Source organism: Butyricimonas faecihominis (assembly GCF_033096445.1).
Taxonomy (GTDB): Bacteria; Bacteroidota; Bacteroidia; order Bacteroidales; family Marinifilaceae; genus Butyricimonas; species Butyricimonas faecihominis.
In genome coordinates, this window is record NZ_AP028155.1 from 4,128,514 (window position 1) to 4,152,137 (window position 23,624).

Sequence of the window (23,624 nt, forward strand, 5' to 3'; positions counted from 1 at the left end):
TCGTAAGAATTTCCAAATTCTTTGTTAGCTTTGTGGGAATGATGAAAGATATGAAGACGGTTATAGATTTATTTGAAAGAAGTTGCGAAAAGTTTCCGGATAATCCTTATTTATGGGAAAAGAAAAACGGGAAATTCGCGGCTACATCATATATGGAGGTAAAGCGAGAAGTATTGAACTTCGCGGGTGCTTTGTGCCAATTAGGAGTGGATAGGGGAGACCGGATTGCATTGTTAAGCGAAGGCTGTAATGCTTGGGTGTACTCGGAATTGGGAATGTTATACGCCGGAGGCGTGAATGTGCCGCTATCCATTAAGTTGACGGATAACGAAATTGTTTTTCGGGTGGAACACTCTCAAGCTCGTTTTTTGATCGTGTCCGCAAACTTTTTGAATCGAGTTCGGGGAATTGAAGGGCGAATCGGAGGGGTGGAAAAGATTATCGTGATACATTCAGATATAAATGAAGGTAAATACGTGTCCTTTGAGTTGTTACAACGAGAGGGGGAGATTTGGCGGGGAGAACGCGAGAAGTTGTTGAATGACCGGATTCATGCCGTGACGGAGGATGATCTGGTAAATATTTCTTATACTTCGGGGACGACGGCGGAGCCGAAAGGAATCATGTTGTCCCACCGGAATTACGTGACGAACGTGTTACAATCAGATTCCTTGATACAAATCCCGGCATATTATCGGATATTATTGTTTTTACCATGGGATCATAGTTTTGCCCATACGGTAGGGCTTTACTCTTTTATGTATAACGGGGCCTCGCTGGCTTCTGTCGATTACGGGCAGTCGGGAATGGAGTATTTGCGTAATATCCCGGTGAATTTGCAGGAAGTGAAACCTCATATATTATTGAGCGTACCTGCCTTGGCGAAAAATTTCCGCAAGAATATCGAGGCGGGGATCAAAGCGAAAGGACGTTTTACAGATCGGTTTTATCATCTGGGATTGAAGATTGCTTATACATATAATGGTTTCGGGGACGATCGGGGACGAGGATGGAAGGTGTTGCTGAAACCTTTGGTGAAATTATGGGATTCTCTTTTATTCTCTAAACTTCGGAAACAGGTATTTGGCGGGAACCTTCGTTTTTTCGTGGGAGGTGGAGCCTTGCTGGATATTGAATTACAGCGTTACTACGCGGCTTTGGGAATTCCGATGTTTCAAGGGTATGGTTTGTCGGAGGCCTCTCCCGTGATCAGTTCGAACACCCCCGGGCGTTATCGTTTCGGTTCTTCCGGGATATTGGTAAAGCCGATTGATTTGAAAGTTTGTGATGAGGAAGGACAGGAATTACCTCAAGGACAAAAAGGGGAGTTGTGGATAAGAGGAGGAAACGTGATGGCTGGATACTGGCGAAACGAGAAGAGTACGGCCGAGACGATCGTGGACGGTTGGCTGCATACAGGCGATTTGGGGTATTTACATCCCGATGGCTGGTTGTACGTGCTGGGACGTTTCAAATCCTTACTGATCGCGAATGACGGGGAGAAATACAGCCCGGAAGGAATCGAGGAGACCATTGCCGAACAGTCGAAATATATAGATTATTGTATATTATATAATAATCAATCCCCGTACACGGCCGGGTTGATTGTCCCGAATAAAATGGCGTTACGGGAGTATATCGAGAAACAGGATGTTGAACCGGATTCCATGGATGCTTACCGGGTTATGTTGAAAAAGATCCAGAGTGAGCTGATGGCTTACCGGGTAGGTGGGAAACACGCTCATTTATTTCCGGAAAGGTGGCTGCCTGCCGTCGTGGCCGTGTTGCCGGAGGCGCTGAACGAACAGAATGGCATGATAAATTCGACCATGAAAGTCGTAAGAGCTAAAGTTTATGACCGATTTAAAGAAGAAATCGATTATCTTTACACCCCGGAAGGAAAAGAAATTACGAATAAACGTAACCTTCAGAATTTAAAGCAATTAATATCTTGAATTGGAAGTCTGAAAGTGTCATCATTTTCAATTTTCAATTTTCAATTTTCAATTATTATGAAGCGTCGATCTACGAAACAAGTTAAGATTGGAGAAATATATATTGGATCGGAGTATCCGGTTTTGGTACAATCCATGTTAAATACCGATACGATGAACACGGAAGCTTGTGTGGAACAAGCTATACGGATTATCGAGGCGGGAGGAAAGTTGGTGAGGATCACGGCTCCCGGGATAAAGGAGGCTAAAAATCTGGAAAATATTCACGTGGAGCTACGTCGGAGAGGTTACACGACTCCGCTTTCCGCGGATATTCATTTTAACCCGGAGGCGGCGATTGAGGCTGCCAGACACGTGGAGAAAGTACGTATCAATCCGGGGAATTTTGTGGATAAACGGGCTACTTTCAAAACATTGACTTATACGGACGAGGAATATGCCGCGGAGTTAGAGCGTTTGCGTGAAAAGTTCACGGCATTTCTGGACGTGTGCCGGGAATACGGGACGGCGGTGCGGATAGGTACGAATCATGGATCTTTGTCTGACCGGATTATGAGCCGTTACGGGAATACACCTGCCGGGATGGTGGAGGCAACCATGGAATACCTGCGGGTGTGCCGGGATGAGAAATTTGATGATGTTGTGATTTCCTTGAAATCGAGTGATTGCCGGGTGATGGTTGAGGCTGTGCGTTTGCTTGTGAAGGAGATGGAGAAAGAGGGGATGGATTACCCGTTGCATCTGGGAGTGACGGAAGCCGGAGAAGGAGAGGACGGAAGAATTCGTTCTGCCGTGGGTATTGGTACTTTATTAAATGAAGGATTAGGCGATACGATCCGGGTATCCTTGACTGAGGAACCGGAACAGGAGATTCCCGTGGCGAATCTTTTAAATGAGATTTGTTGTTTACAGGATTTGAAAACGGAACCGATTCATTTGGTAGGGCGTTACTCTCATCCCGTGATTGTAGCGGATATTTCTAAGGTAGAATGTCTTGACGAGGCTGTGATGGCCGGTCTGGATTTTCACGTGGCGACAGAGAATGATCCCGTGTATGGCGATATGTTGCAAGGTGGGATGCGGTCTCCGGAGATGATCTACACGGAGGCATTGGGACCGGAGTTGACGAAATTGCCGGATTCCGTGACCGTGGTGGTTCCTTTTGATAGTCTGGATATTGCCCACGTGTATAATCGTAAGGCGGTCGCCTTGATTGATGCCAAAGATTTCGTTCGGCTATCGAAACCCGTGGAAGGAGATAGTATTTTCGTGGAAATCCGTAACGGGGAAGTCATAAATACTGAGCTTGCTGGAAAGTTGGAACGGGAGAAAAATGCGATCGTGGTGTTGAATCCTGAGCGTCCTTCTAGTGCTTTGTATCGTTTGTACTTGGGAGAGTTGAAACGTTTAGGGATAATGAACCGGGTAATTGTACGGGCCATGCTTGACGAGTCGGATTCCAACAGGTTGAGTTTGTGGATGGCTGCTCATCTAGGAGGTTTATTCCTTGACAGGCTGGTTTATGGCTTGTGGTTGTCATGTCTCGGTATTCCGGATATGTTCTACGGGGTACATTTGAGTCAGGATATATTGCAATCGGCAGGAGTGCGTCGTTATAAAACAGAGTTTATCAGTTGTCCCGGATGTGGACGAACATTATATAATTTGCAGGAGTCCGTGGCGAAAGTAAAGAAAGCATTTGCTCATCTGAGTCGTTTGAAGATTGCCGTGATGGGTTGTATCGTGAACGGGCCCGGAGAAATGGGGGATGCGGACTACGGTTATGTGGGTGCCGGAAACGGGAAAGTGAATCTATTCCGGGGAAAAGAGATGGTGCGTGTGGCCGTGCCGGAGGAAGAAGCCATTGAGGCATTGAAACAATTAATAAAAGAGAACGGAGATTGGAATGACTGATACAAGAGATACCGCACCTTTAGTTTTAGGAACCGAGAAGATCGGAAAATTATTGATGCAATATGCTATCCCGGCAATTATTGCTATGACGGCCTCTTCACTTTATAACATGGTAGATAGTATATTTATCGGTCATGGAGTGGGACCATTGGCGATTGCGGGATTGGCTATTACATTCCCGTTTATGAATCTGGCAGCGGCTTTCGGGTCGTTGGTGGGGGTAGGAGCATCGACGTTGGTTGCTATTAAATTGGGACAGAAAGACAAGGAGAGTGCTACTCATGTTTTGGGGAACGTGGTGATGCTGAACGGGATTATCGGCTTGGTATTTATGACCGTGGCATTGCTTTTCCTTGATCCGATATTGCTCTTTTTCGGGGCGAGTCCGGACACGTTACCTTATGCAAGGGAATATATGCAGGTGATTCTGGCGGGAAATCTTGTCACGCATATTTATATGGGGTTGAACGAGGTTTTAAGAGCTTCGGGTTATCCACAAAAAGCGATGGCTGCTACATTGACGGCTGTTATTGTGAATTGTGGGTTGGATGCTTTGTTTATTTTAGGTTTCGGCTGGGGAATCCGGGGTGCAGCTTTGGCTACTATCGCAGCACAGATTATCGCTTTGGGATTTGAATTGCACCATTTTTCAAGGAAAAAGAGTTTTTTACATTTCCAACGTGGAATCTTCGGGTTGAAACGCCAGATCGTGGGAGGGATGTTGGCCATCGGGCTATCCCCTTTCTTGATGAATCTTTGTGCTTGTTTCGTCGTGATCTTGATCAACAAGAGTTTGAAAACGTATGGAGGGGATTTGGCTATCGGGGCGTATGGTATTGTAAACAGGATCGTCTTTTTGTTCATCATGATCGTGATGGGATTTAACCAAGGAATGCAGCCTATCGCGGGGTATAATTTCGGAGCCCGGCAGTTCGACCGTTTGATTCAAGTATTGAAATATACCGTCTTTTGTGGCGTGACTGTTACGACAGTCGGTTTTCTGGCGGGACAGATTTTTCCCCGGCCATTGATTTACCTTTTCACATCGGACGAAACTTTAACTAATATTGCCGTGGAAGGTCTGCGTATCGTGTTGATATGCTTTCCGGTTGTTGGTTTCCAGATGGTGACATCCAGTTTCTTCCAATCTATCGGGATGGCCAAGAAGGCGATCTTTTTGTCGTTGACACGACAGTTGCTATTTTTGATCCCGTCATTATTGGTGTTTCCATCCATTTGGGGAACGGTCGGAGTCTGGATGAGTATGCCGGTTGCGGATGCCATTGCGACGATCGTTGCGGCCTGTATGTTAAGATGGCAATTGAAACATCTGAAAGCGTGAAGAAATTTATATTGTAGCGGGTTACAGGTTCAAAAAAAATCGATAGCTTTGTAGAAGAATAGATTTAAAAGATCAAAATATGGATAATAAATTTGTTATTACAATAGGCCGCCAATTCGGAAGTTGTGGTAAAGAGATCGGACAAGAGTTGGCAAAACGTTTCGGGATTACCTTCTATGACAAGGAATTAATTTCTCTCGCATCGAAAGAAAGCGGTTTGTGTCAGGAGTTTTTCGAGAAGGCGGATGAAAAGAATTCCGGAAACTTGTTACAGGCTTTTGCTGCCGGATTTACCTTCGGGCCCTTCCAGTACAATGATTTTCTTTCTAATGATAAGCTTTTTCAAATCCAGTCGGACGTGATTCGTAAGGTGGCAGGCGAACATTCCTGCGTGATCGTGGGACGTTGTGCCGATTACATTTTGCGTGACAATAAACGTTGTATCAACGTGTTTGTTCATGCAGATATAGAAGAACGCGTGAAGACCGTGATGAATCGTCAACATATATCGGAACAGGAAGCCCGTGAGTTGATTCGCAAGATGGATAAAACTCGTCCGAATTATTATAATTTCTACTCGGACAAAGAGTGGGGCGTGGCATCATCTTACCATTTGTCTGTTGATTCAGGTCTATTGGGAGTACACAAAACGGTGGACTTTATCCAGAAATTTGTGGAAGAAGCACTGAAAGACTGAATGATTTTTGATTTATGATTTATGATTGAAATTAGCCAATCATAAATCGTAAATCAAGAAATATTTTAACGAGTACAGTAGAAAAGTTCCGGTTCTTTTCTCTCATGGAAGTTCTTGAAGAGAAATTCTGAAAAAGGAGTGTTGAAAACTCTGGCTCCGTTAGGACATTCCTTCACGCAAGCACAACATTTAATACAAATTTCGGGATCGCTCACGATCTCTTCTTTTAATTCGATTGTTTCAACAGGACAGATTTCGATGCAATATTGACATTGTGTACACAATTCGTCAATGGTGATCGGGGTTGCCGGAGTTTTAGGTTTATTCTCTTTATACGGGAAATTCCCTTTCACTTCCAAAGCGGGTAATTCTTTTATATCTGCATATTGATTTAGTAGCTTTATAATATTTTTTCCGAATTCAGAGGCTATTTGTATGTCGGATACATCGGGGCGTCCGGCTGCCGTGGGGAATTGTTCTGTACTATACGAGTGTTCCCCGATAAAGGCTCCACCGGCAACAGGGACAAAACCCAGTTGTTTCACAGAGTCCCGTAATTCAAGTAGGGCATCCTCGTAATCCCGATTTCCATAAAGAACAACAATGATAGCCGGGGTGTTATCTCCTTTTATTTTTTGTAGCCTTTCCAATGCCGTTGGGGCAACTCTCCCCGCATAGGTTGGAACACCGATAATTGCCAACGAATCTGTTGATATGACTTTTTGATCCGCACATGGATAGGTTAAATCAATTTCTTTATTTACTATGATATCAGTTCCTTCTGCTATTGCCGTGACAATCTTTGCAGAGGTATGAGTCGGTGAAAAATATACAGGTTGAATATTCTTTACTCGCATAATGTTCTTTGTTGCTAGATTATTGTTTTCAGCAAAGGTAAGGATTATTTAGGATATTCGATTTTTATCACTAATTTTCACGTTTTATATGTGATTTGTAAAAAAAAATAATCGTATTCTAAAAAAAAAGTCGTATTTGCCTCACCCCTTTTCTATCGTTTTGGTGCTTTAGGGGAAAAAGGCACTAATAGTTGAATAATGGTTTTGGAAAAAATTCAAATAGAGACATCTGAAATAGACTTGAAAGATACTCAGATTTTCAAGGCTATTTTTAATATGTTCTATCCTCGGGCCTATACTTTCACGCTAAAGTTACTCCGGGATGAGGTCATTAGTGCGGATATTACTCAAGAAGCTTTTCTCTATATGTGGGAGAAAGCATATCGTTTTCCGGATATGATGTCGTTTAAATCTTATTTATACAGTTGTTTGAAAAATAAGACGTTGAACTATATTCGGGATCACAAGGTGGAACGGAACATGGAAGAATTGAAGGATGTTTTCGTGGATGATATCTTAGTTGATCATTTGATTATCGAACATGAACTAAAGGCTAGAATATTGGAAGAGATCAACAAATTATCGGATGTGAAGCGGGATATCATGTTGTTGCGAATGGAGGGATATAGCTATGATGAGATCTCGGAAGAGTTATCCTTGAGTATTAACACGGTAAAAACGCATAAAAAGCAAGCCTATAAAGATTTGAAGCTTCATTTGTCGGATTATAACCAGTGTCTTTTGGTGTTAATCTCGTTGTTAGTCACTTGTTTTTGTTAATAGATAAAAGGTAGATATTCATGAAAAGGATACGGAAGGATATAGAAATCAGTAATTTAATTTACAAATCTCTACGGGGAGAAACCTCTAAGGATGAGGACGAGTTGTTGGAGGCGTGGTGTCTGGAGTCGAGGAATCGAAAATTATTCCTAGAGTTTCAGGAAGCGGATCATCTTTACGAGGGGATAACAGATATGTATAACGTGGATACGAATGTGCCTTTAAAAAAGGTGAATGATAAAATCAAGAAAAAGAAGCACGTGCGTGTTCTGAAATACATTTCAGGAATTGCCGCCGTACTATTGGTTGGAGTGATATTTATGCTTTCTATGGAGGACAAGACTGAACCGACAAGGCAGGTGTTACTTTCTTCTGTGTCAAAAGAACGGATGGAACCTTTCGCGACGTTAGTAACAACGACGGGGAAAGTGGTTTACTTGGAAGACTCTGTAAAGCAAGAATCTTTGAAAGCGAGCAATAAAGAGTCTTTAAAACAGGAAGAAAGCGGGAATGGAGAGGTGTTACCACAAGAAATTAAGCAAGAGGTAGAATATAACGTGTTGACGACCTCGAAACAGGGAAATATAAAAGTCGTCTTGTATGACGGCAGTCACGTGTGGTTGAATGCTGGAAGTGAACTGAGATACCCGAACTCTTTCGTGGAGAATCAAAGAGTGGTATACTTGAAAGGAGAAGCCTATTTTGACGTGACAAAAGACGAGTCTCATCCTTTTATCGTGAAGACAATTGCATCTGAAATCAGTGTACTGGGAACGAGTTTTAACGTGAATGCCCGTGAAAACTCATGTGTTACGACTTTAGTGGAAGGCCTCGTGCGGATGAAGCACGGGCTGCAGGATAGCGTGGAGTTACATGCGGGACAACAGGCTTGTGTGTCCGGGATCGGGAAAATTCATGTGCAGGAGGTAGATACGAGATATTACACGAGTTGGATGAATAATATGTTTGCTTTCCGGGAAACTCCATTGCGGGAGATTGCCAACGTGTTGGAGGAGTGGTATGGGTGTGAATGTCGTTTTGAGACCTCTACCTTGGAGAATATTCCTTACACGACAATGGTGGAAAGGTATTCAGATATAGATAGCGTGTTACAAATACTAGCGGGAACGGGAGATTTCCGGTACACGAGAATAGGTGATATGATCATTATAAAAGAAAAATAGGCAAAGAGCCTTCACTCCCTTTACCTATTGTTACTCATTAATTGTAATAATTAAAAGCAAATTTATGAAGAAAAAACCGATTTATTACACTTTTAGAGAGTGTATTTTTGGAAACGACAGGTTTTTGAAACGATTCCTGAGTTTGTTGTCTTTGTTTGTCATAGGCAATATAGGTGTTGTTATGGCTCAAGAAGTCCCGAAATTTACCGTGGATTTTAAAAATGCCTCTTTAATAGAGGTGTTTGATTATTTTGGAAAGAACAGTGATTACAAGTTCACGTACAACAGCGAGAACGTGAAAAACGAAACGAAAAAGATTACCGAATCTTTTAAGAATGTGACGTTGGAACAGATTCTTACAAAATGTCTGGATGGTACACGCTTTAGTTTCGAGATCGTGAACAAGAACGTGGTGATTACGCTACGAAAACAGCCGGATGTGAAGTTGATCGAGATTTCCGGTCGGGTGGTTGACGAGAACGGGAATCCCATTCCCGGAGCGACGGTGTTGATTCAAGGTACATCTCAAGGTGTAGCCACTAACATGGATGGGCGTTACACGATTAATGTGAGACCGACAGATGCTTTACGGGTTTCTTTTATTGGTTACAAAACGGCTATTGTGGAATTGAAAGGGAAAACGAAGGTAAATGTACGTTTGAATCCCGAGGAACAGAACTTAGATGAAGTACAGGTTGTGGCATTCGGTACGCAAAAAAAGGAAAGTGTGGTTTCTGCCATTACCACGATTCGGCCGATGGACCTAAAATCCTCCAGTAGTGACTTGACCTCCTCTTTTGCCGGTAAAATTGCTGGTATCATTGGTTGGCAGACAGGAGGTGCTCCCGGGGCGTTGACTGAAGAGGAGATGAACACAAAGTTTTATATCCGGGGTATCAGTTCATCCAATGGTGCGTCTGAGCCGTTGATTCTGATTGACGGGGTGGAATCTTCCCGTTTGGACTTGGCTCGTATGGTACCGGAGGATATCGAGAGTCTTTCTGTATTGAAGGATGCGTCAGCTACGGCGATGTACGGGGCCAGAGGGGCGAACGGGGTGATTTTGGTGACTACGAAGAAAGGGGAGGCAGGGAGCGTATATACCTCCGTTCGTTACGAGGCGGTGGCTTCCATGCCAACGAGTGACATTGACGTGGTGGATCCAAAAACTTATATGCGGATGTACAATGAGGCGCAGACGACCCGTAATCCTTTGGCTAGTCCCGCTTACTCCTTGACCAAGATTGAGCGGACGGGTGACCCAAGATATCCTTCTTGGGTGTATCCTGCCAACGATTGGTACAAAATCATGTTCAAGGATATGTCCGTCAATCACCGCGTGGGCGTGAATGTCCGTGGTGGATCCGAGTTAATGCAATATTACGCTTCGGTCAATTACACCAACGACCAAGGTATGTTGAAAACCGACCGCTTGAACCAGTTCGATGTGAATATCAAGAACTCGACCTTGACCTCGCGCATTAATTTGAACGTGAACTTGAGCAGTGCCATCCGTATGCTGGCGAACGTATCGATCAGTGTCGATAAATACCACGGTCCGTCTTATGACGTGACACAAGCCTATTATTTGGCATTCAATGCATCACCGGTGAATTTTGCCCCGCTTTATCCGGGTGACGAAAAATATAGTTGGCCTCACCTGCGTTTCGGGAATGACGCCACGGGGAAAGCAGCAAATCCGTATGCCATGTTGCAGAAAGGATATAAGGAACGCGGACGGTATTCTGCCACGACAAAGGTGGAGTATATCCACAATCTTTCCTCTGTGTTGAAGGGGTTAGAACTTCGGGGAAGCGTGGCTCTTTCGAAGACAGGATACGAATCATCGGATTACGTGACAATCCCTTATTATTATTACATGAACCCGGAGGCAGGTGATTACGATTTTGAAAAAGGTACGCATAAGTTGACGAATGTGAATACTACTAGAAAACCTCGTCGAACGTTGGAGTCGGATGGATCGCAGGCGCAAAGTACCACGCAATGGGTGTATAATGTCACTTTATTACACACGGCAGCTTGGGGCGGTGCAGAAGCAAATAAACACCAGACTTCACTGACTGCCGTGTTCCAGGCACAACAAGGTAGTTATGCTCCCGTCAGCAATTTGTTCAGTGGGTTGGAACAGCGTAATTTGAGCTATTCCATGCGTGGTAGCTATGGGTTCTTGGATCGTTATTTCGTGGAGGCGAGTTTCGGGTACAACGGCTCCGAGCGGTTTACCAAGAACAACCGGATGGGTTTTTTCCCTGCAGCCGGAGTGGCATGGATTGCCAGCAAGGAAAATTTCCTTCAGGGGATTGGTAACACGCTTTCTTTCTTGAAGGTGCGAGCCTCTTGGGGTAAGGTCGGTAACGATGGGATTATATCGACTCCCCGTTTCGTGTATATGCAAGAACTAGGCAAAGGTCAGGATATGAAGGATCCGGAAGTAGGAAGTAATCAGTCTTTTGCGAGAAAGATGATAAAGAATTATGGCGATCCCGATGTAAAGTGGGAGGTGTCCGAGCAGATTAATTTGGGATTGGAAACCCGTTTCTTTAAAGATAAATTAGAACTCAATGCTGATTTCTATCAAGAAATTCGCCATAATGTTATTGAGTTGCGGGAGGTGATACCCGCTCATGTGGGGGTAGAGGTTTCCCCGTTGGATAATATGGGCAAAACCCGCTCGCGCGGTGTCGACCTGTCAGCGAAAATACAGCATGCCTTTAGTAATGATTGCTGGATTATCTTGAACGGTACGCTCACGTATAGTAAGGCTATTTATAAGGAATTGGAGGAAGCTGTTGACAAGCCGGCTTACCAAAGAAAGACGGGATACGAACTTTCACAACAAGTAGGATACATCGCTGAAGGATTGTTTCGCGATCAACAGGAAATTGATAACTCGGCTAGTCAACCCTCGGCTGAACCCGGTGATATTCGTTACCGCGATATTAACCATGATGGCGTAATTGACGTGGAGGATGCCGTGCATATCGGTTTCCCCGAAACGCCACGATTGGTGTATGGGTTTAGCGGTTTTATCAATTATAAAAATTGGGAGTTTAACTTCTCCTTCCAAGGTTCCGGTAACCGTGGGTTCTTTATCAACGCGAAGGCCATCTCCCCGTTTGTAGGCGATCATGCCATGCTGAAGGAAATCTACGAGAGTCACTGGAGTGAAGACAATATGGCAAACCGTCCTTTTTGGCCGCGGCTTTCCACGAGTAGCATCACTGAAACTAACCCGCAGGAGGATTGGGATAGCAGTGTGGAAGAACGAAAGTCCACCTACTTCATGCGCGAGTGTAGTTTCTTGCGGTGTACCTCACTGGAGTTGGCATATAACCTGCCGTTAGCATGGCGTAAGAAGTTACGCTTGCAAACGGTGAAGGTATTCGCCCGCGCCAATAATCCGTTCATGTTCTCCAATTTTAAGATTTGGGATGTGGAGTTGGGAGAGGATGGATTCAATTACCCGATACAGAAAACATACGCCGTGGGCGTGAACATCAGTTTCTAAATTTAAATATATAATGTGTATGAAACGAATATATACTTTACTACTATTGCCGTTTTTCCTGCTAACAGCTTGCGACAGTTGGTTAGACGTGGTGCCGGAAGAGGATATTACGACTATCGACACGGATTTCGAGACGCGCGATAATGCCTACGAGTGGTTTAAAAGTTGCTATGCCCCTTTGAATCTCAGTAGTACATCGGTACGGGATTTAGTGGAATACACGGCTACCGACGAGGTGGTGATGTGCCAATACTTGAAAAATGCCGGGTATTTTGTTGGAGATAAGATTATTTCCGGTAAGCAAAATGTGTTTCAACCCTATGCCGATCGCTGGATTAACGGTATGAACCCCCGATCCGATTTTTATGCGGCGATTAATTTGTGTAACATTTTTATCGATAAAATCGACCAAGTGTACAACATGGAAGAGAAGGAGAAAAAAGAGTGGAAGGGAGAGGTGATTGCCGTGAAAGCCTACTATTATTTCGAGTTGGTGCGTCATTATGGTCCCATTGTTTTGGTGCCGGATTTTATGGATCCGAATCAGGATCTAGCCTCGCTGAAGTTACCTCGTAGCCATGTGGATAGTTGTTTCCAAATGATTGTAAACTTGTGTGATGAGGCGGTCCGGGTGGGCATCCCCTCTTCTGTCGAGCAACAATCAACTCATTGGGGATATTTCAATAAAGAGGCGGTGATGGCATTGAAGGCAAGGGCATTGTGTTATCAGGCATCCGACTTGTTTGCCAATAATCCGGTGTATGCCGATTTTAAGAACAAGAAAGGAGAATTGCTGTTTCCCGAGGCTGGGGATGCGGTAGCTCAAAAGGAAAAATGGCATCGTGCCGCTTTGGCTGCCGACGAGGCAATTGAGGCATGTCGTAATGCCGGAAAAATGTTGATAGACAATAGTAAGGCTACGTCAGTGTTACAGACCCATATGCTTAATATTGAAAAGTCCGTGCGGGCTGCGAATTTTAGTAGTACGGAGGCGTTGCTGATGATCAGAAGGGTAGATGACTCTGACAGTGAGTGGTGGTATTGGGCGTTACCCCGTTTGATTTCTGATCCCATAGGGGGCATTCCCGGAACTCAACTGGCCCCAAGTATGAAAATGGTCGAAATGTTCTACACGGAGAACGGTCTGCCGTTGGGTGAGGATCGTGCTTATAGCGGAAACATTTATGGCATGACCCAAGAGAAAGATCCGAAGTATTCAGAGGTGGTGGCGTTGAACGAGGATATTCCGGTGTTACATACCAAACGCGAACCTCGTTTCTATGCTAGTATTGGAGCCGATCGTTGCTATTGGCGGATTGGTCGATCTTCAAGCGGTAATTTTAAAGTGGAGGCCCAGCAAGGAGAGGAATTCGGGTTGAGAGCCAAACGTATCACGGGTACGGCGCCTGAGAACCTCACCGGCTATTGGTTGAAAAAAGGTACTTGCTCGGAGGCGGAATTGTTTAATTACAGCAGTACTATTGCCGGTTTTGGTGAAAATCCCATGATCTTAATTCGTATGGCGGAGCTTTACCTGATTTCCGCTGAGGCATGGAACGAGTACCTCGATGCTCCGGATGAGGAACACGTGTATAAATCACTCAACGTGGTGCGTAAACGTGCCGGAATACCGGATGTGGAAGTTTCGTGGGCAGGAGCGAGGAATCGTAATAACGTGAAAACTAAGGCCGGGATGCGCGAGATCATCCGTCAGGAGTGGAATATCGAGTACATGTTTGAGGGAATGCGTTTTTGGAATTTACGCCGTTGGAAAATTGCGGAAAAGGAATTGAATGATAAGCTTTTCGGTTGGAAAGTGGCGGCTAGTGATCAAAAAGCTTTTTATAACAATGGAAACGGTCCGGTCGTGGTGGAAAGTAATCGCGAGTTTGTCGCCCCGCGGGATTATTTTTGGCCTATCAAGAGTGAGGAAACTCTGATTTCGGGTATCGTGCAAAATCTAGGGTGGTAATGATGAATGAATTAATAATGAATGACTATGAAATGTAAATTATTGATAGCGATGTTTGTGGCAAGCGTGTTTGCAGCCTGCTCGGACGATGACAAGATCGGGTTTGATCTGCCCGTGGATGTTTCGCAAGAGGCGATTCGTTTCACCCCGGCTCCCGGAGGTGCGGTGATGCACTATTCGCTGCCGGAGGATAAGGAGGTGTTTGGTATTCGGGTGCGTTATAATAGTGTGTGGGGAGAAACGGTTGTGAAGGATGGTAGTTATTTAAATGATTCGCTTTTGTTGGATGGTTTCACGGAAATGCAATCGGCTGTGTCTGCACAGGTTTCTTATTTCAACCGGGCGATGGTGGAAACGGAACCTGTGGAGGTAACCTTTGCCACGGAAAAGTCTGCAACAGTGGCGTTGTTTGATGGTATAAAGGTAAATTCGTTCTGGGGCGGTTTTAGTGTGATGTATGATGCACCCGAGACGGTGAACGGCTTGATCCACGTGTTTTATATCGGCGAGAATCCCAAGACGCACGAACCGGATTCGATATTGATGGCGAGTTTGGCGATTGTCGAGGGGGGAGATACAATCAATATTCCGATAAAACAACGGATGGATGCTGTTGATGTCGTGGTGCGAACAGATGATTTTAAAGGTAGGCGGGTGAAGCAGGAAGTGGTGAAAGGTGTGACTGTTCTCTTACAGGATACTTTGATGCGAGATAAGTTTGATTTCCGCTACACGGGTCAAGCGGTGGAAGACGATACCTATAAATTGGGAGTAGAATACCTTTTCGATGGAGACAAAAAGGGTAAAAAGGCATTCTTGGCACGTCAGGATAACCGGAAGTACGAGTATTACACCTTTTTGACCGATGGTGGAACTTTCGATGAAAAATTCATCATTGATTTGAAAGAGGAGAAAGTGCCGGCAGCAATTAATTTGTACGCTTTTGTTTGCATGGGGAAAGATGGTCATTATTATACTTCGTCGGATGCGAATTTGAGTAAATGGTGGTCTAAAAGTGGGGAAAATTACAAAACTCGTCTCCCGAGTGTGGTGAAAGTGTATGGTACGAACGATGCTTCGTTACTGAATGCAGATAATGAGGTCGTGAAGAGCTCTGCGGTTCTTTTAGCATCGCATGCGGAAGATAAAGATATATGTGCTCTGACTGCACCTTTATTTGTGGATGAGTTTGATTTTATGGCAGCGGCTATCAAAGAATTTAAGGGTACTTGGGTTTATAGATCGGATGTGTACGGTAATTATGCGAGTGATGAATTCGGGATGATGACCACGTTGTTGGATTTGGGAGAAGCGAGGTTTGATGAAGAAGAACCGGTTTGCTTGAATCTGCAATTCAATTACACGGGAGCAACCTACCGTTATTTGATCATGATTGTTGAAGATACGTTTGCCGGATTTAATTTTATTAAACGAAACTTTAATGAAGGGCAATACGTGACATTGAATGAATTGGAGGTATGTGTGAAAGCGGAGTCAAATCAATAAACAGACGAGAAGATGATGAAAAGAAAATTATTATATGGAATCGGATTACTTGCGGTGTTCTTCATGATGAGCTGCGAGGATTTGGAGGATACCTACGACGAGTGGAGTGGTGATGGCATGGTGCGTTATGTGGGTAAGGCAGGGGACGTGGAAGTTGCGCCGGGTTGGGAACGCCTGCGCGTGACGTGGAAGAACGGTAATGATGCAAATGTCAAGTACACGAAAGTGACTTGGCAATCGGATAAGGAAAGCGGGCTGAAGGAAAAATATATTCCTTTGCAAAAGGACAAGGCATCAGACACATTGTGGATAGAGAATTTGGATAATGCACTTTACACAATACGAGTGAGTAATCTGACTGCGGACAGCACCGAGTCGTTTACGCGGGAGGTTTACGGATTACCTTACACGAGTGAGCATGAGAATTTGAGCGTGATTTCTCGCGGTATTATCAATTTTTATCCGTTAGGGAATCGAATGGCCGTGACGTTGGACGAGAAGAACGATTATTTGAAAGAAGTGATGTTGCATTACATCGGTACTGATGGGAATAAACACGAATGGGATATTCTTGAGAACATGAGTGACACATTGGAAGTTGATCAGTGGGGAACGATGATACAGTTGGTGGGAAATATGTTTTTGTTACCCGAGGAGGGCGTCAGTTGGGGAATTAACTTTAACGAACCATTGACAATTACCCGAAAGGGAAGGGTTGCGGAATGTTTGGATGAGATCCCTTTCACGGAGGTTACATTGGAGAAGGGCGAACGGGTGTGGTCCACTCATTTTACCTTGTGGATGAACCAACTCTATGGGCCGGATTGGGAGAGTCGGGTGAATACAATCGAGGAAATCGATTTGGATTATGATTTGGCGACGTTCGAAGACTTGTTTTATTTGCCGGCGTTGAAGCAGGTGAATCTCGGAAAGAACCGGTATTTGTGTGAAGCTTTGGATATGTGGGGGATGAAAGGGGTGGAAAAAGATTACGTGAGCCTCACGGACGAGTACAAGGCGTTGATGACCCTGCAATATTTGAAGACAACCCGGGGAGTGGAAACAAATGTGTATAATGGAATGTATTTTTCCGGTAAATTGGGGGATCCTAATTTAGGGGAAATGTCTTATACTAAATTTTTACAGCAGTTAGGAAAGATTGATGCTGATTTGTTAAATCATTACGCGGTTGCCGACCAAACACAACCGGAGATTGTCCCCTTGGCGTGGGAAGACTGGGGGTTGATGTGCTCCGATACCACGTATAGCGGGAACAATAATACCGGTAGCATGGGATGGTTACTTGATGATGACAGTAAGAAATGTTTCTCTCCGGGAAAGCGTTTTGAAATTAAAACGTACGAGTTGACGTTCGATATGAAGACTCCGCAAATGGTGCATGGTTTCAAGTTTGTACAAGCTCACCCCGATGCTATTACGGAAGATTACAAAAAAGTATTGGGTTACTTGCTTTCAGCCGTTAAGATCGAGGTGTCGAATGATGCCGTTTCGTGGACGAATGCGACGTATGTGGATGGCTATATCACCGTGGGCAATAATGCTGGTGAGGCAACTTATATCACGATCCCGGAGGAATTGAGGCAAGAGGTGCGGTACATACGTTTATCAATGGCGAATAACAAGGTGGACGAAATGGACGGAGTTGCGACGTACAGTCTTAAATTAGGGGATTTTATTCCTTATACCGAACCGTAATCAACACGTGAAGATCCTCCCGTTGGGAACCGCGGAGTTGTCGCGGGAGGATTTTTATAAACAAACGTAGTATGAGAAGAATAGTTTTTATTTTGTGCCTCCTGTGGGGGGCATGCGTGGCTGCGTATGCCCAAGACGGTTTTAAAATCACGGGCACGCTGGGAGGGAATCTTGGTGGCAAATTGGTGTTGGTGGGAAATGGAGCCGAGGGGGCTGTGTCTTTGGGTGAAACTGTCATGATCGATGGTGATTTTGAATTCACGGGAAAGGTGGATGGTATGATCTTGGCTTATATCTTGACCGAAGAGAGGCAACCGGTGGCAACCTTGATGTTGGAGAATTTGGAGTATTTGTTAGTGGCGGGTGAGAATGGTATCGAGGTGCAGGGTGGTGGCGATTCGCAGAAAGTATTGAACGAGTTTGAAGCCGTGAACCGGCGGATTGCCCGGGAGAAAATGCTCGTGGAACAGCAAATGAAAGCGGCTTACGCCCAGCAGAACCAGATGCAATTACAGGCCTTGCAGCAGCAATTTTCGAAAGTAATGCAGGAGGCGGGGGAGAAACAGGCGGAGTTGCTTAAAACCTACAAAGATTCTCCCGTGTCGGCATTTATCGTTGCCTCGGGAATGGGGCAGATGGATTATGTTTCCCTGCAAACCGTGTTCGACGAATTGGGCGAGCCTGCTAGGAATAGTCTGTTCGGGCAGATGATTGTACAATGTTTGGCAGCAATGAAGGACGTAGAAATTGGTGCCATCGCGCCGAATTTTAAAGGGAGCATGGTGAATAATGATACGCTATCCCTGTACGGGGTGAAAGCAAAATTGAAGTTGGTGGACTTTTGGGCCTCGTGGTGTGCTCCTTGTCGGCAAGAAATGCCGAACGTGTGCAAGGTGTACAAGAAGTATCATGACAAGGGATTGGAAATCATCGGTGTGTCGTTGGATTCCAAAATCCTAGATTGGCAGCAAGCCATGGTGGTGGAGAAAATGAAGTGGTTGAATATTGTGGACGCGCAGCAGCAAATCGCTACCCGCTACTTTGTCAGGGGTATTCCCCATACCTTGTTGCTCGACGAGAATAACCGCATTATCGCCAAAAATTTACGGGGCAAGACCTTGGAGAAGAAAATTGCCGAGTTACTAGGGGATAAATGAAATGCATTAAGAAATAGTAAGATATGAAAAATTGCGCATTTGTTTTACTGTTTATTATTTTCTGCTGGGGGTGTTCGAATATGGAAGTAGGCGTAGAGGAGGATGTGTTTTCTGCTACGGGAATGAATCTGCCTATTGAAGATCTAACGGTTGAAGATATTCTTTTGGAAGGAGCACCTGAAGAACTTGTGCGTGCAACGAAGAAGGTATTGGGTAGTAGGATGGGAAAAATATTACTTCGTGAACTTAAAAATCGATATCCTAATGGTCCTTTTATTCGTTTCCATTTTTTTGGGAAAATAGATGAAGATGGAGAGATCGTGGATGAAGCTGGAGAAATGAGGTATTATGGAATGGGAGTAATCGGTTATAATCGTAATGCTTTGAGACTTAAGACTAATGAAGAACTATTGTTTCATGAATTTTTCCACGTTTTTCAGACGGGTGATTTAAAGCCCCAAAAAAGTAGGAATAATGAATTAGAGGCTTATTTAGCCCAGTATATATACGGAGAAAGCAAACAAACGACTATTGTTAATACCGAATTCACCATAGCGTTAGGAGTACTTGCTAACGATCTTCGTAAAAATTCCTTGACCGAGAAAGAAATGGATTTATTTTATCAGAATTATAATGCAGCATTAATTCTTCTTGAGATAATGCCGGAGTATAGTGGTGAAGGATGGTATTCTATTAGACTAAATAAGGGGGAAAATCCGTTTCCTAATCTTATGAAATTGATGAAATCATAATAATATAAAGAACAGACCATGAAAAAAATTACACTATTATTTATAGCCTTGTTTGTCGTGAATACCTTGTTTTCACAAATATTGTACGAGGAGGGCATCGTGAAAGGTAAGAATGTGACGTATCGAGTATCACGGGGAAAAGAAAGATTCAAAAAACTATTTACATACATACAAAACGTGAATAACCCGGACACCACGTATAAAGAGGTTCCCGAAAGAGATGTAATACCCGCTCAAATGCTAGATCTTGAGGCTCAGTTGTCTGTAATACTACATGATTTTTTTTCTGCGGAAGAATTGAAAGAGTGCCGATCTGTGATTGCAGGAATAACTTTGCGATTGGATGCCCCAAAAAGGAAATTGTTGCAAGTGACTAATTTTTTCTATTTAAGTGCCACAAATTCATTTTGGGGAAATCTTTCACCGGATAGGTTGTACGAGCTGGAGCAACTTATCATGAAAAAATTGGAATTGCCGTATAAATTGCAGGAAACTTATATTAAAGATGATTTTCTTGTTGGTTTTTTTATTAAAGATATTAAAGAAGCAAAAAAATGCAGAAAAAGAGCAATGGAAACTTGGAAAAAAGAGGATATCGAAGTTCGAGATGTCACCGAGGAGTGGAATGCAAGATGGATGAAAAAGAAAAAATACAAGGAAGTGTTGTTATAGGTTCGTGTGGCGGCGGTTGATGCCCGTGCCGTGACATTGGTTGAAAAAGCTTGCTGATGATTTTCGTAAAAATTCCTTGACTGCGAAAGAACTTGATTTGTTTTATAAGAATTGTAATGCGGCATTAGCTTATCTTGAACTAGTTCAGGAGTATAGTAGTGAAGGATGGTATTCTATTAGACTAGATAAGGGGGCAAATCCGTTCCCAAATCTTTCAAAATTGATGAAATCATAATAATAAAAAGAATAGGCCATGAAAAAAATTACACTATTATTTATAGCCTTGTTTGTCGTGAATACCTTGTTTTCACAAATATTGTACGAGGAAGGCATCGTGAAAGGTAAGAATGTGACGTATCGAGTATCACGGGGAAAAGAAAGATTCGAGAAACTATTTACGTACATACAAAACGTGAATAACCCGGACACCACGTGTAAAGAGGTTCCCGAAAGAGATGTAATACCCGCTCAAATGGTAGATCTTGAGGCTCAATTGGCTGTAATTCTACATGATTTTCTTTCTGCGGACGAATTGAAAGAGTGCCTACCTGTGGTAGCAGGAATAACTTTGCGATTGGATGCCTCAAAAAAGGAATTGTTGCAAGTGACGAATTTTTTCTATCTAAGTGCCACAAATTCATTTTGGGGAAATCTTTCACCGGATAGGTTGTACGAGCTGGAACAACTTATCATGAAAAAATTGGAATTGCCGTATAAATTGCAGGAAACTTATATTAAAGATGATTTTCGAGTTTTCTTTGATGTTTTTAATATTGAGGATGTTAAATATGTTAAAGAAATGAAAGAACGCAGAAAAAGAGCAATGGAAACTTGGAAAAAAGAGGATATCGAAGTTCGAGATGTCACCGAGGAGTGGAATGCAAGATGGATGAAAAAGAAAAAATACAAGGAAGTGTTGTTATAGGTTCGTGTGGTGGCGGTTGATGCCTGTGCCGTGACATTGATTTTTGAAGGTATCGATGGCAAGGTGTCGTTGCTGTAGGAAAACGCTGAGTGCTCGTATTGGTGATTTTGATCGATTGGACAAGATTGAAAACGAAGTATTTAAAAAGAAATGATATGAAATGGGTGGCAATATTGATATTGCTTGCGGTAGTGGGAATGACTACGGGGCAAACGAAAGATGCTCGGAAGGGACGTGGAAATACAGACCGTGAGATTGATGGATTGGAGATAGAGAGGAGGGAAGCGATGGGTTTTGGGGTGGTTCTTATCAAAGGTGAAAAGATGGAGCCCGTGCGTTCTTCCAAGCTATACGCTTTGTGGGAGACTGATAAGGAAAAAGTGGAACGGAGAAGGGCAGAACTCGTCGTGAAAGTGTTTCCTACCGGGGTGCTCGATCGCTTGAGGAAGATAGAGGGGCAGGAAGGCAATCCTTTAGCAACGATTTTTGTGAATGCGGAAGCCGAACGGAATGGGCGTATCAAAAGTTACAGTATTACTATTGGTGAGGCTCTGTTCAATGCGTTGAGCGATGATGAAGTCCGTGAGTTTTATGTTGCCGTCGGTCGAGAATGGAAAAAGCTTGCGAAGGATGAGTACAATTTTCCCTGCCGTCGTGATTGGTTTCATGAATGGAATGACTGCGATGGACTTTATGCTTCGCTCTTTCTGTTGGGCCTATATCAGCGCGATACGACGGAAGAAAAACCGTACGGCTTGATTCTGGAGGACGATGGGCGTGGTGACGAGGAGCCAGAAGTGCTGGAGCGTGAAGTGGAGGGATTGGAGTTAAAACAGAAACATGGTCGGATATTTGTGAGGAGCAAAGAAACAAATGCTGTAGTCAAGACGCATTTGCCTTCGCTTCCCGTGAAAAACTGGAAAAAATTGGAGCGGTGGATGACGGAAATTGTCGGGCGGGCGTTCCCCGCAGATGTGCTTGTTCGCTTGCAAAAGTTGGCTGAGCAGGAAGAACGTCCTCTTTCCGTGTATGCTTACGCGGAAGCAGAACGGGATGGCGGTAGCTTGGAGGATTACACGCTTGCCCTATCGCGGGAGATTTTCGATGTGCTGAGCGACGATGAACTGCGCGAACTTTATGTCGCCATCGGTCGGGAGCGGATACGCCCCAAACTGTATAAGTTCGATTTAAGCGATTACTATGAGAATGACAAGAGTCTGAAATCCATACAGCGCGGCGTCATTGCCCTACCCCTGCTTCAGTTGAATTTGAAGATGAAGCTATCCGTGGTAGCTCCTTGAAATCGGAATGTTCGGATAATTTAGGAATAAGAGATTGTGTAATATATAAATTGATTATGATGAATAAGATGATGTTATTATTGTTATCCGGGATACTGTTTGGTGGTACTTGTCTAGCACAGGGCGGCTATATGGTATCCGGGAAAGTACGGGGACTGGCGGTTGCGAGAGTACACGCAGTGGCGGCTGATTTCGGGACGGCGGACACGCTGGCATCGGCTGAGGTTGTGAATGGTAGCTTTATGTTCAGAGGTGTATTGCCGGGGGATGCTCGTGCCGTGATCTTGGTTTTTCCAGGGGTGGACGGTCGGGTCCCGTTGTTGTTAGAGAACGACGTGAATTACCAGATTTCTGTCACGGCTCAAGGGGCGGCTATCGAGGGAGAAGGACCTGCGGTACAACTATTGAAAGAGTTTGAACGTATCGGCCATGATTATGCTGTGGAGAAGAATAAAGTAGAGGCCGAGTACAAGGCCTTGGAAGGCGGGGGCAATCCAGCGAAAGTGGAAAGTCTGCAACTCCGTCTTGATAATGCTTACAAGCAATCGGTGCTTAAAACACAGGAATTGATCAAGGCTAATGCTGACAATTATGTCTCGGCTTACGTTATCGCCTTGAATATGTCAGCTGACGACGAGACTACACTTCGTGCTAAATATGAATTATTGGGAACGTCGGCTCGTGCCACAGCTCCCGGCAAAGCTATTGCGGCTATGCTGGATCGGTATGGTAAATTGGTCGAGGGTGAAGTTGCACCTAATTTTACCTTGATGAAACCTGATGGTAATACGTTTACCGTACACGGTTTGCCCGCTAAATGGAAGGTTATACATTTTTGGGCTGCACAACAAGGTAGTTCCCGGCAGGATAATTCTGATTTGGTTAAGTTTTACCTGCAATATCGCCCGAAAGGTCTTGAAATTGTCAGTGTGGCACTGGATGAAAGTGCTGCCATGTGGAAACAGGCTATCGGACTTGACGGGATGATTTGGACTAATGGTTCCGACCTTAAAGGAATGGATTCTGAGATTGTCCGTCTCTATCTGGTACGAGATCTCCCGGCTTATTTCCTGCTGGATGCCGAGAATCGTATCGTTGCCCGTGATCTCTCGTTTCCAGAACTTCGTGCTAAAATGGCAGAATTGACGAAGAAGAAAAAGAAGAAATAAAGTGCTTTTTATTTTCAGGTGCGTGCGAAAGGGGGAGTTGAAAAAAATATTGACTCCCTCTTATTTTTAATATTTTCGATCACTTTACGTGAATACCCGTAGATTACAGGATGAAGACAGCAATCAATCACGGTACATCTTCGGTTCACCTTCGGTACAAGGTCGCTCGTGGGCGTTCGTTCGGCGGGTAAGAATC

General features: G+C 44.1%; 17 protein-coding genes. 16 read left to right on the plus strand and 1 reads right to left on the minus strand.

The window, feature by feature from the left end:
* The first annotated feature begins 38 nt into the window (after positions 1–38).
* The 4 genes from R8806_RS17090 to R8806_RS17105 all read left to right on the plus strand — a co-directional run bounded on the left by R8806_RS17090 (position 39) and on the right by R8806_RS17105 (position 5,908).
* On the plus strand, positions 39–1,955 hold the full coding sequence (locus R8806_RS17090; protein WP_373289787.1) for an AMP-dependent synthetase/ligase: 1,917 nt from the start codon (positions 39–41) through the stop codon (positions 1,953–1,955).
* A 57-nt stretch (positions 1,956–2,012) separates the two neighbouring features.
* Positions 2,013–3,869: a (E)-4-hydroxy-3-methylbut-2-enyl-diphosphate synthase gene (gene ispG, locus R8806_RS17095; RefSeq protein WP_124317695.1), complete on the plus strand. Its 1,857-nt coding sequence runs from the start codon at positions 2,013–2,015 to the stop codon at positions 3,867–3,869.
* Positions 3,862–5,211: an MATE family efflux transporter gene (locus R8806_RS17100; RefSeq protein ID WP_124317694.1), complete on the plus strand. Its 1,350-nt coding sequence runs from the start codon at positions 3,862–3,864 to the stop codon at positions 5,209–5,211. Before ispG ends, R8806_RS17100 begins: the two co-directional genes overlap by 8 nt.
* A 79-nt stretch (positions 5,212–5,290) precedes the next feature.
* Entirely contained in the window at positions 5,291–5,908 is a 618-nt protein-coding gene (locus tag R8806_RS17105) for a cytidylate kinase-like family protein (RefSeq protein WP_151412228.1), read from the plus strand.
* A gap of 65 nt (positions 5,909–5,973) precedes the next feature.
* Here the strand turns inward: R8806_RS17105 and R8806_RS17110 are convergent, their stop codons facing one another.
* The gene (locus tag R8806_RS17110) at positions 5,974–6,765 is read right to left on the minus strand and encodes a 4Fe-4S binding protein (RefSeq protein ID WP_124318407.1); all 792 of its coding nucleotides are present in this window, start codon (positions 6,763–6,765) and stop codon (positions 5,974–5,976) included.
* A gap of 198 nt (positions 6,766–6,963) precedes the next feature.
* Here R8806_RS17110 and R8806_RS17115 point away from each other — a divergent pair, with 198 nt between their 5' ends.
* The 12 genes from R8806_RS17115 to R8806_RS17170 all read left to right on the plus strand — a co-directional run bounded on the left by R8806_RS17115 (position 6,964) and on the right by R8806_RS17170 (position 23,428).
* Entirely contained in the window at positions 6,964–7,545 is a 582-nt protein-coding gene (locus tag R8806_RS17115; protein WP_124316482.1) for a sigma-70 family RNA polymerase sigma factor, read from the plus strand.
* A 20-nt stretch (positions 7,546–7,565) separates the two neighbouring features.
* A complete protein-coding gene (locus R8806_RS17120; RefSeq protein WP_124316481.1) occupies positions 7,566–8,729 on the plus strand; it encodes a FecR family protein in 1,164 nt (387 codons plus the stop codon).
* A 64-nt stretch (positions 8,730–8,793) separates the two neighbouring features.
* A complete protein-coding gene (locus R8806_RS17125; RefSeq protein WP_124316480.1) occupies positions 8,794–12,258 on the plus strand; it encodes a TonB-dependent receptor in 3,465 nt (1,154 codons plus the stop codon).
* Positions 12,259–12,277: 19 nt separating this feature from the next.
* Positions 12,278–14,230 carry a RagB/SusD family nutrient uptake outer membrane protein gene (locus R8806_RS17130; protein WP_124316479.1) on the plus strand — a complete coding sequence of 651 codons (1,953 nt, stop codon included), beginning with the start codon at positions 12,278–12,280 and terminating at the stop codon, positions 14,228–14,230.
* A gap of 27 nt (positions 14,231–14,257) precedes the next feature.
* Positions 14,258–15,736: a DUF4959 domain-containing protein gene (locus tag R8806_RS17135; protein WP_164719609.1), complete on the plus strand. Its 1,479-nt coding sequence runs from the start codon at positions 14,258–14,260 to the stop codon at positions 15,734–15,736.
* Between the two features lie 12 nt (positions 15,737–15,748).
* Positions 15,749–17,452 carry a DUF4998 domain-containing protein gene (locus R8806_RS17140; protein ID WP_124316477.1) on the plus strand — a complete coding sequence of 568 codons (1,704 nt, stop codon included), beginning with the start codon at positions 15,749–15,751 and terminating at the stop codon, positions 17,450–17,452.
* A gap of 71 nt (positions 17,453–17,523) precedes the next feature.
* A complete protein-coding gene (locus R8806_RS17145; RefSeq protein ID WP_124316476.1) occupies positions 17,524–18,609 on the plus strand; it encodes a TlpA disulfide reductase family protein in 1,086 nt (361 codons plus the stop codon).
* Positions 18,610–18,632: 23 nt separating this feature from the next.
* Positions 18,633–19,361 carry a hypothetical protein gene (locus R8806_RS17150; protein WP_124316475.1) on the plus strand — a complete coding sequence of 243 codons (729 nt, stop codon included), beginning with the start codon at positions 18,633–18,635 and terminating at the stop codon, positions 19,359–19,361.
* Positions 19,362–19,379: 18 nt separating this feature from the next.
* Entirely contained in the window at positions 19,380–20,033 is a 654-nt protein-coding gene (locus R8806_RS17155; RefSeq protein ID WP_151412229.1) for a hypothetical protein, read from the plus strand.
* Positions 20,034–20,286: 253 nt separating this feature from the next.
* Positions 20,287–20,958: a hypothetical protein gene (locus R8806_RS17160; RefSeq protein WP_151412230.1), complete on the plus strand. Its 672-nt coding sequence runs from the start codon at positions 20,287–20,289 to the stop codon at positions 20,956–20,958.
* Positions 20,959–21,113: 155 nt separating this feature from the next.
* A complete protein-coding gene (locus tag R8806_RS17165; protein ID WP_124316473.1) occupies positions 21,114–22,259 on the plus strand; it encodes a hypothetical protein in 1,146 nt (381 codons plus the stop codon).
* Positions 22,260–22,315: 56 nt separating this feature from the next.
* Positions 22,316–23,428, plus strand: a complete 1,113-nt coding sequence (locus R8806_RS17170) for a TlpA disulfide reductase family protein (protein WP_229783042.1) — start codon at positions 22,316–22,318, stop codon at positions 23,426–23,428.
* Positions 23,429–23,624: the final 196 nt, after the last annotated feature.

What these genes read in the sequence shown, in the direction of transcription:
- R8806_RS17090 (WP_373289787.1), top strand. Translation starts at nt 39, where the DNA reads ATGATGAAAGATATGAAGACGGTTATAGATTTATTTGAAAGAAGTTGC.
- ispG (WP_124317695.1), top strand. Translation starts at nt 2,013, where the DNA reads ATGAAGCGTCGATCTACGAAACAAGTTAAGATTGGAGAAATATATATT.
- R8806_RS17100 (WP_124317694.1), top strand. Translation starts at nt 3,862, where the DNA reads ATGACTGATACAAGAGATACCGCACCTTTAGTTTTAGGAACCGAGAAG.
- R8806_RS17105 (WP_151412228.1), top strand. Translation starts at nt 5,291, where the DNA reads ATGGATAATAAATTTGTTATTACAATAGGCCGCCAATTCGGAAGTTGT.
- R8806_RS17110 (WP_124318407.1), bottom strand. Translation starts at nt 6,765, where the DNA reads ATGCGAGTAAAGAATATTCAACCTGTATATTTTTCACCGACTCATACC.
- R8806_RS17115 (WP_124316482.1), top strand. Translation starts at nt 6,964, where the DNA reads ATGGTTTTGGAAAAAATTCAAATAGAGACATCTGAAATAGACTTGAAA.
- R8806_RS17120 (WP_124316481.1), top strand. Translation starts at nt 7,566, where the DNA reads ATGAAAAGGATACGGAAGGATATAGAAATCAGTAATTTAATTTACAAA.
- R8806_RS17125 (WP_124316480.1), top strand. Translation starts at nt 8,794, where the DNA reads ATGAAGAAAAAACCGATTTATTACACTTTTAGAGAGTGTATTTTTGGA.
- R8806_RS17130 (WP_124316479.1), top strand. Translation starts at nt 12,278, where the DNA reads ATGAAACGAATATATACTTTACTACTATTGCCGTTTTTCCTGCTAACA.
- R8806_RS17135 (WP_164719609.1), top strand. Translation starts at nt 14,258, where the DNA reads ATGAAATGTAAATTATTGATAGCGATGTTTGTGGCAAGCGTGTTTGCA.
- R8806_RS17140 (WP_124316477.1), top strand. Translation starts at nt 15,749, where the DNA reads ATGATGAAAAGAAAATTATTATATGGAATCGGATTACTTGCGGTGTTC.
- R8806_RS17145 (WP_124316476.1), top strand. Translation starts at nt 17,524, where the DNA reads ATGAGAAGAATAGTTTTTATTTTGTGCCTCCTGTGGGGGGCATGCGTG.
- R8806_RS17150 (WP_124316475.1), top strand. Translation starts at nt 18,633, where the DNA reads ATGAAAAATTGCGCATTTGTTTTACTGTTTATTATTTTCTGCTGGGGG.
- R8806_RS17155 (WP_151412229.1), top strand. Translation starts at nt 19,380, where the DNA reads ATGAAAAAAATTACACTATTATTTATAGCCTTGTTTGTCGTGAATACC.
- R8806_RS17160 (WP_151412230.1), top strand. Translation starts at nt 20,287, where the DNA reads ATGAAAAAAATTACACTATTATTTATAGCCTTGTTTGTCGTGAATACC.
- R8806_RS17165 (WP_124316473.1), top strand. Translation starts at nt 21,114, where the DNA reads ATGAAATGGGTGGCAATATTGATATTGCTTGCGGTAGTGGGAATGACT.
- R8806_RS17170 (WP_229783042.1), top strand. Translation starts at nt 22,316, where the DNA reads ATGATGAATAAGATGATGTTATTATTGTTATCCGGGATACTGTTTGGT.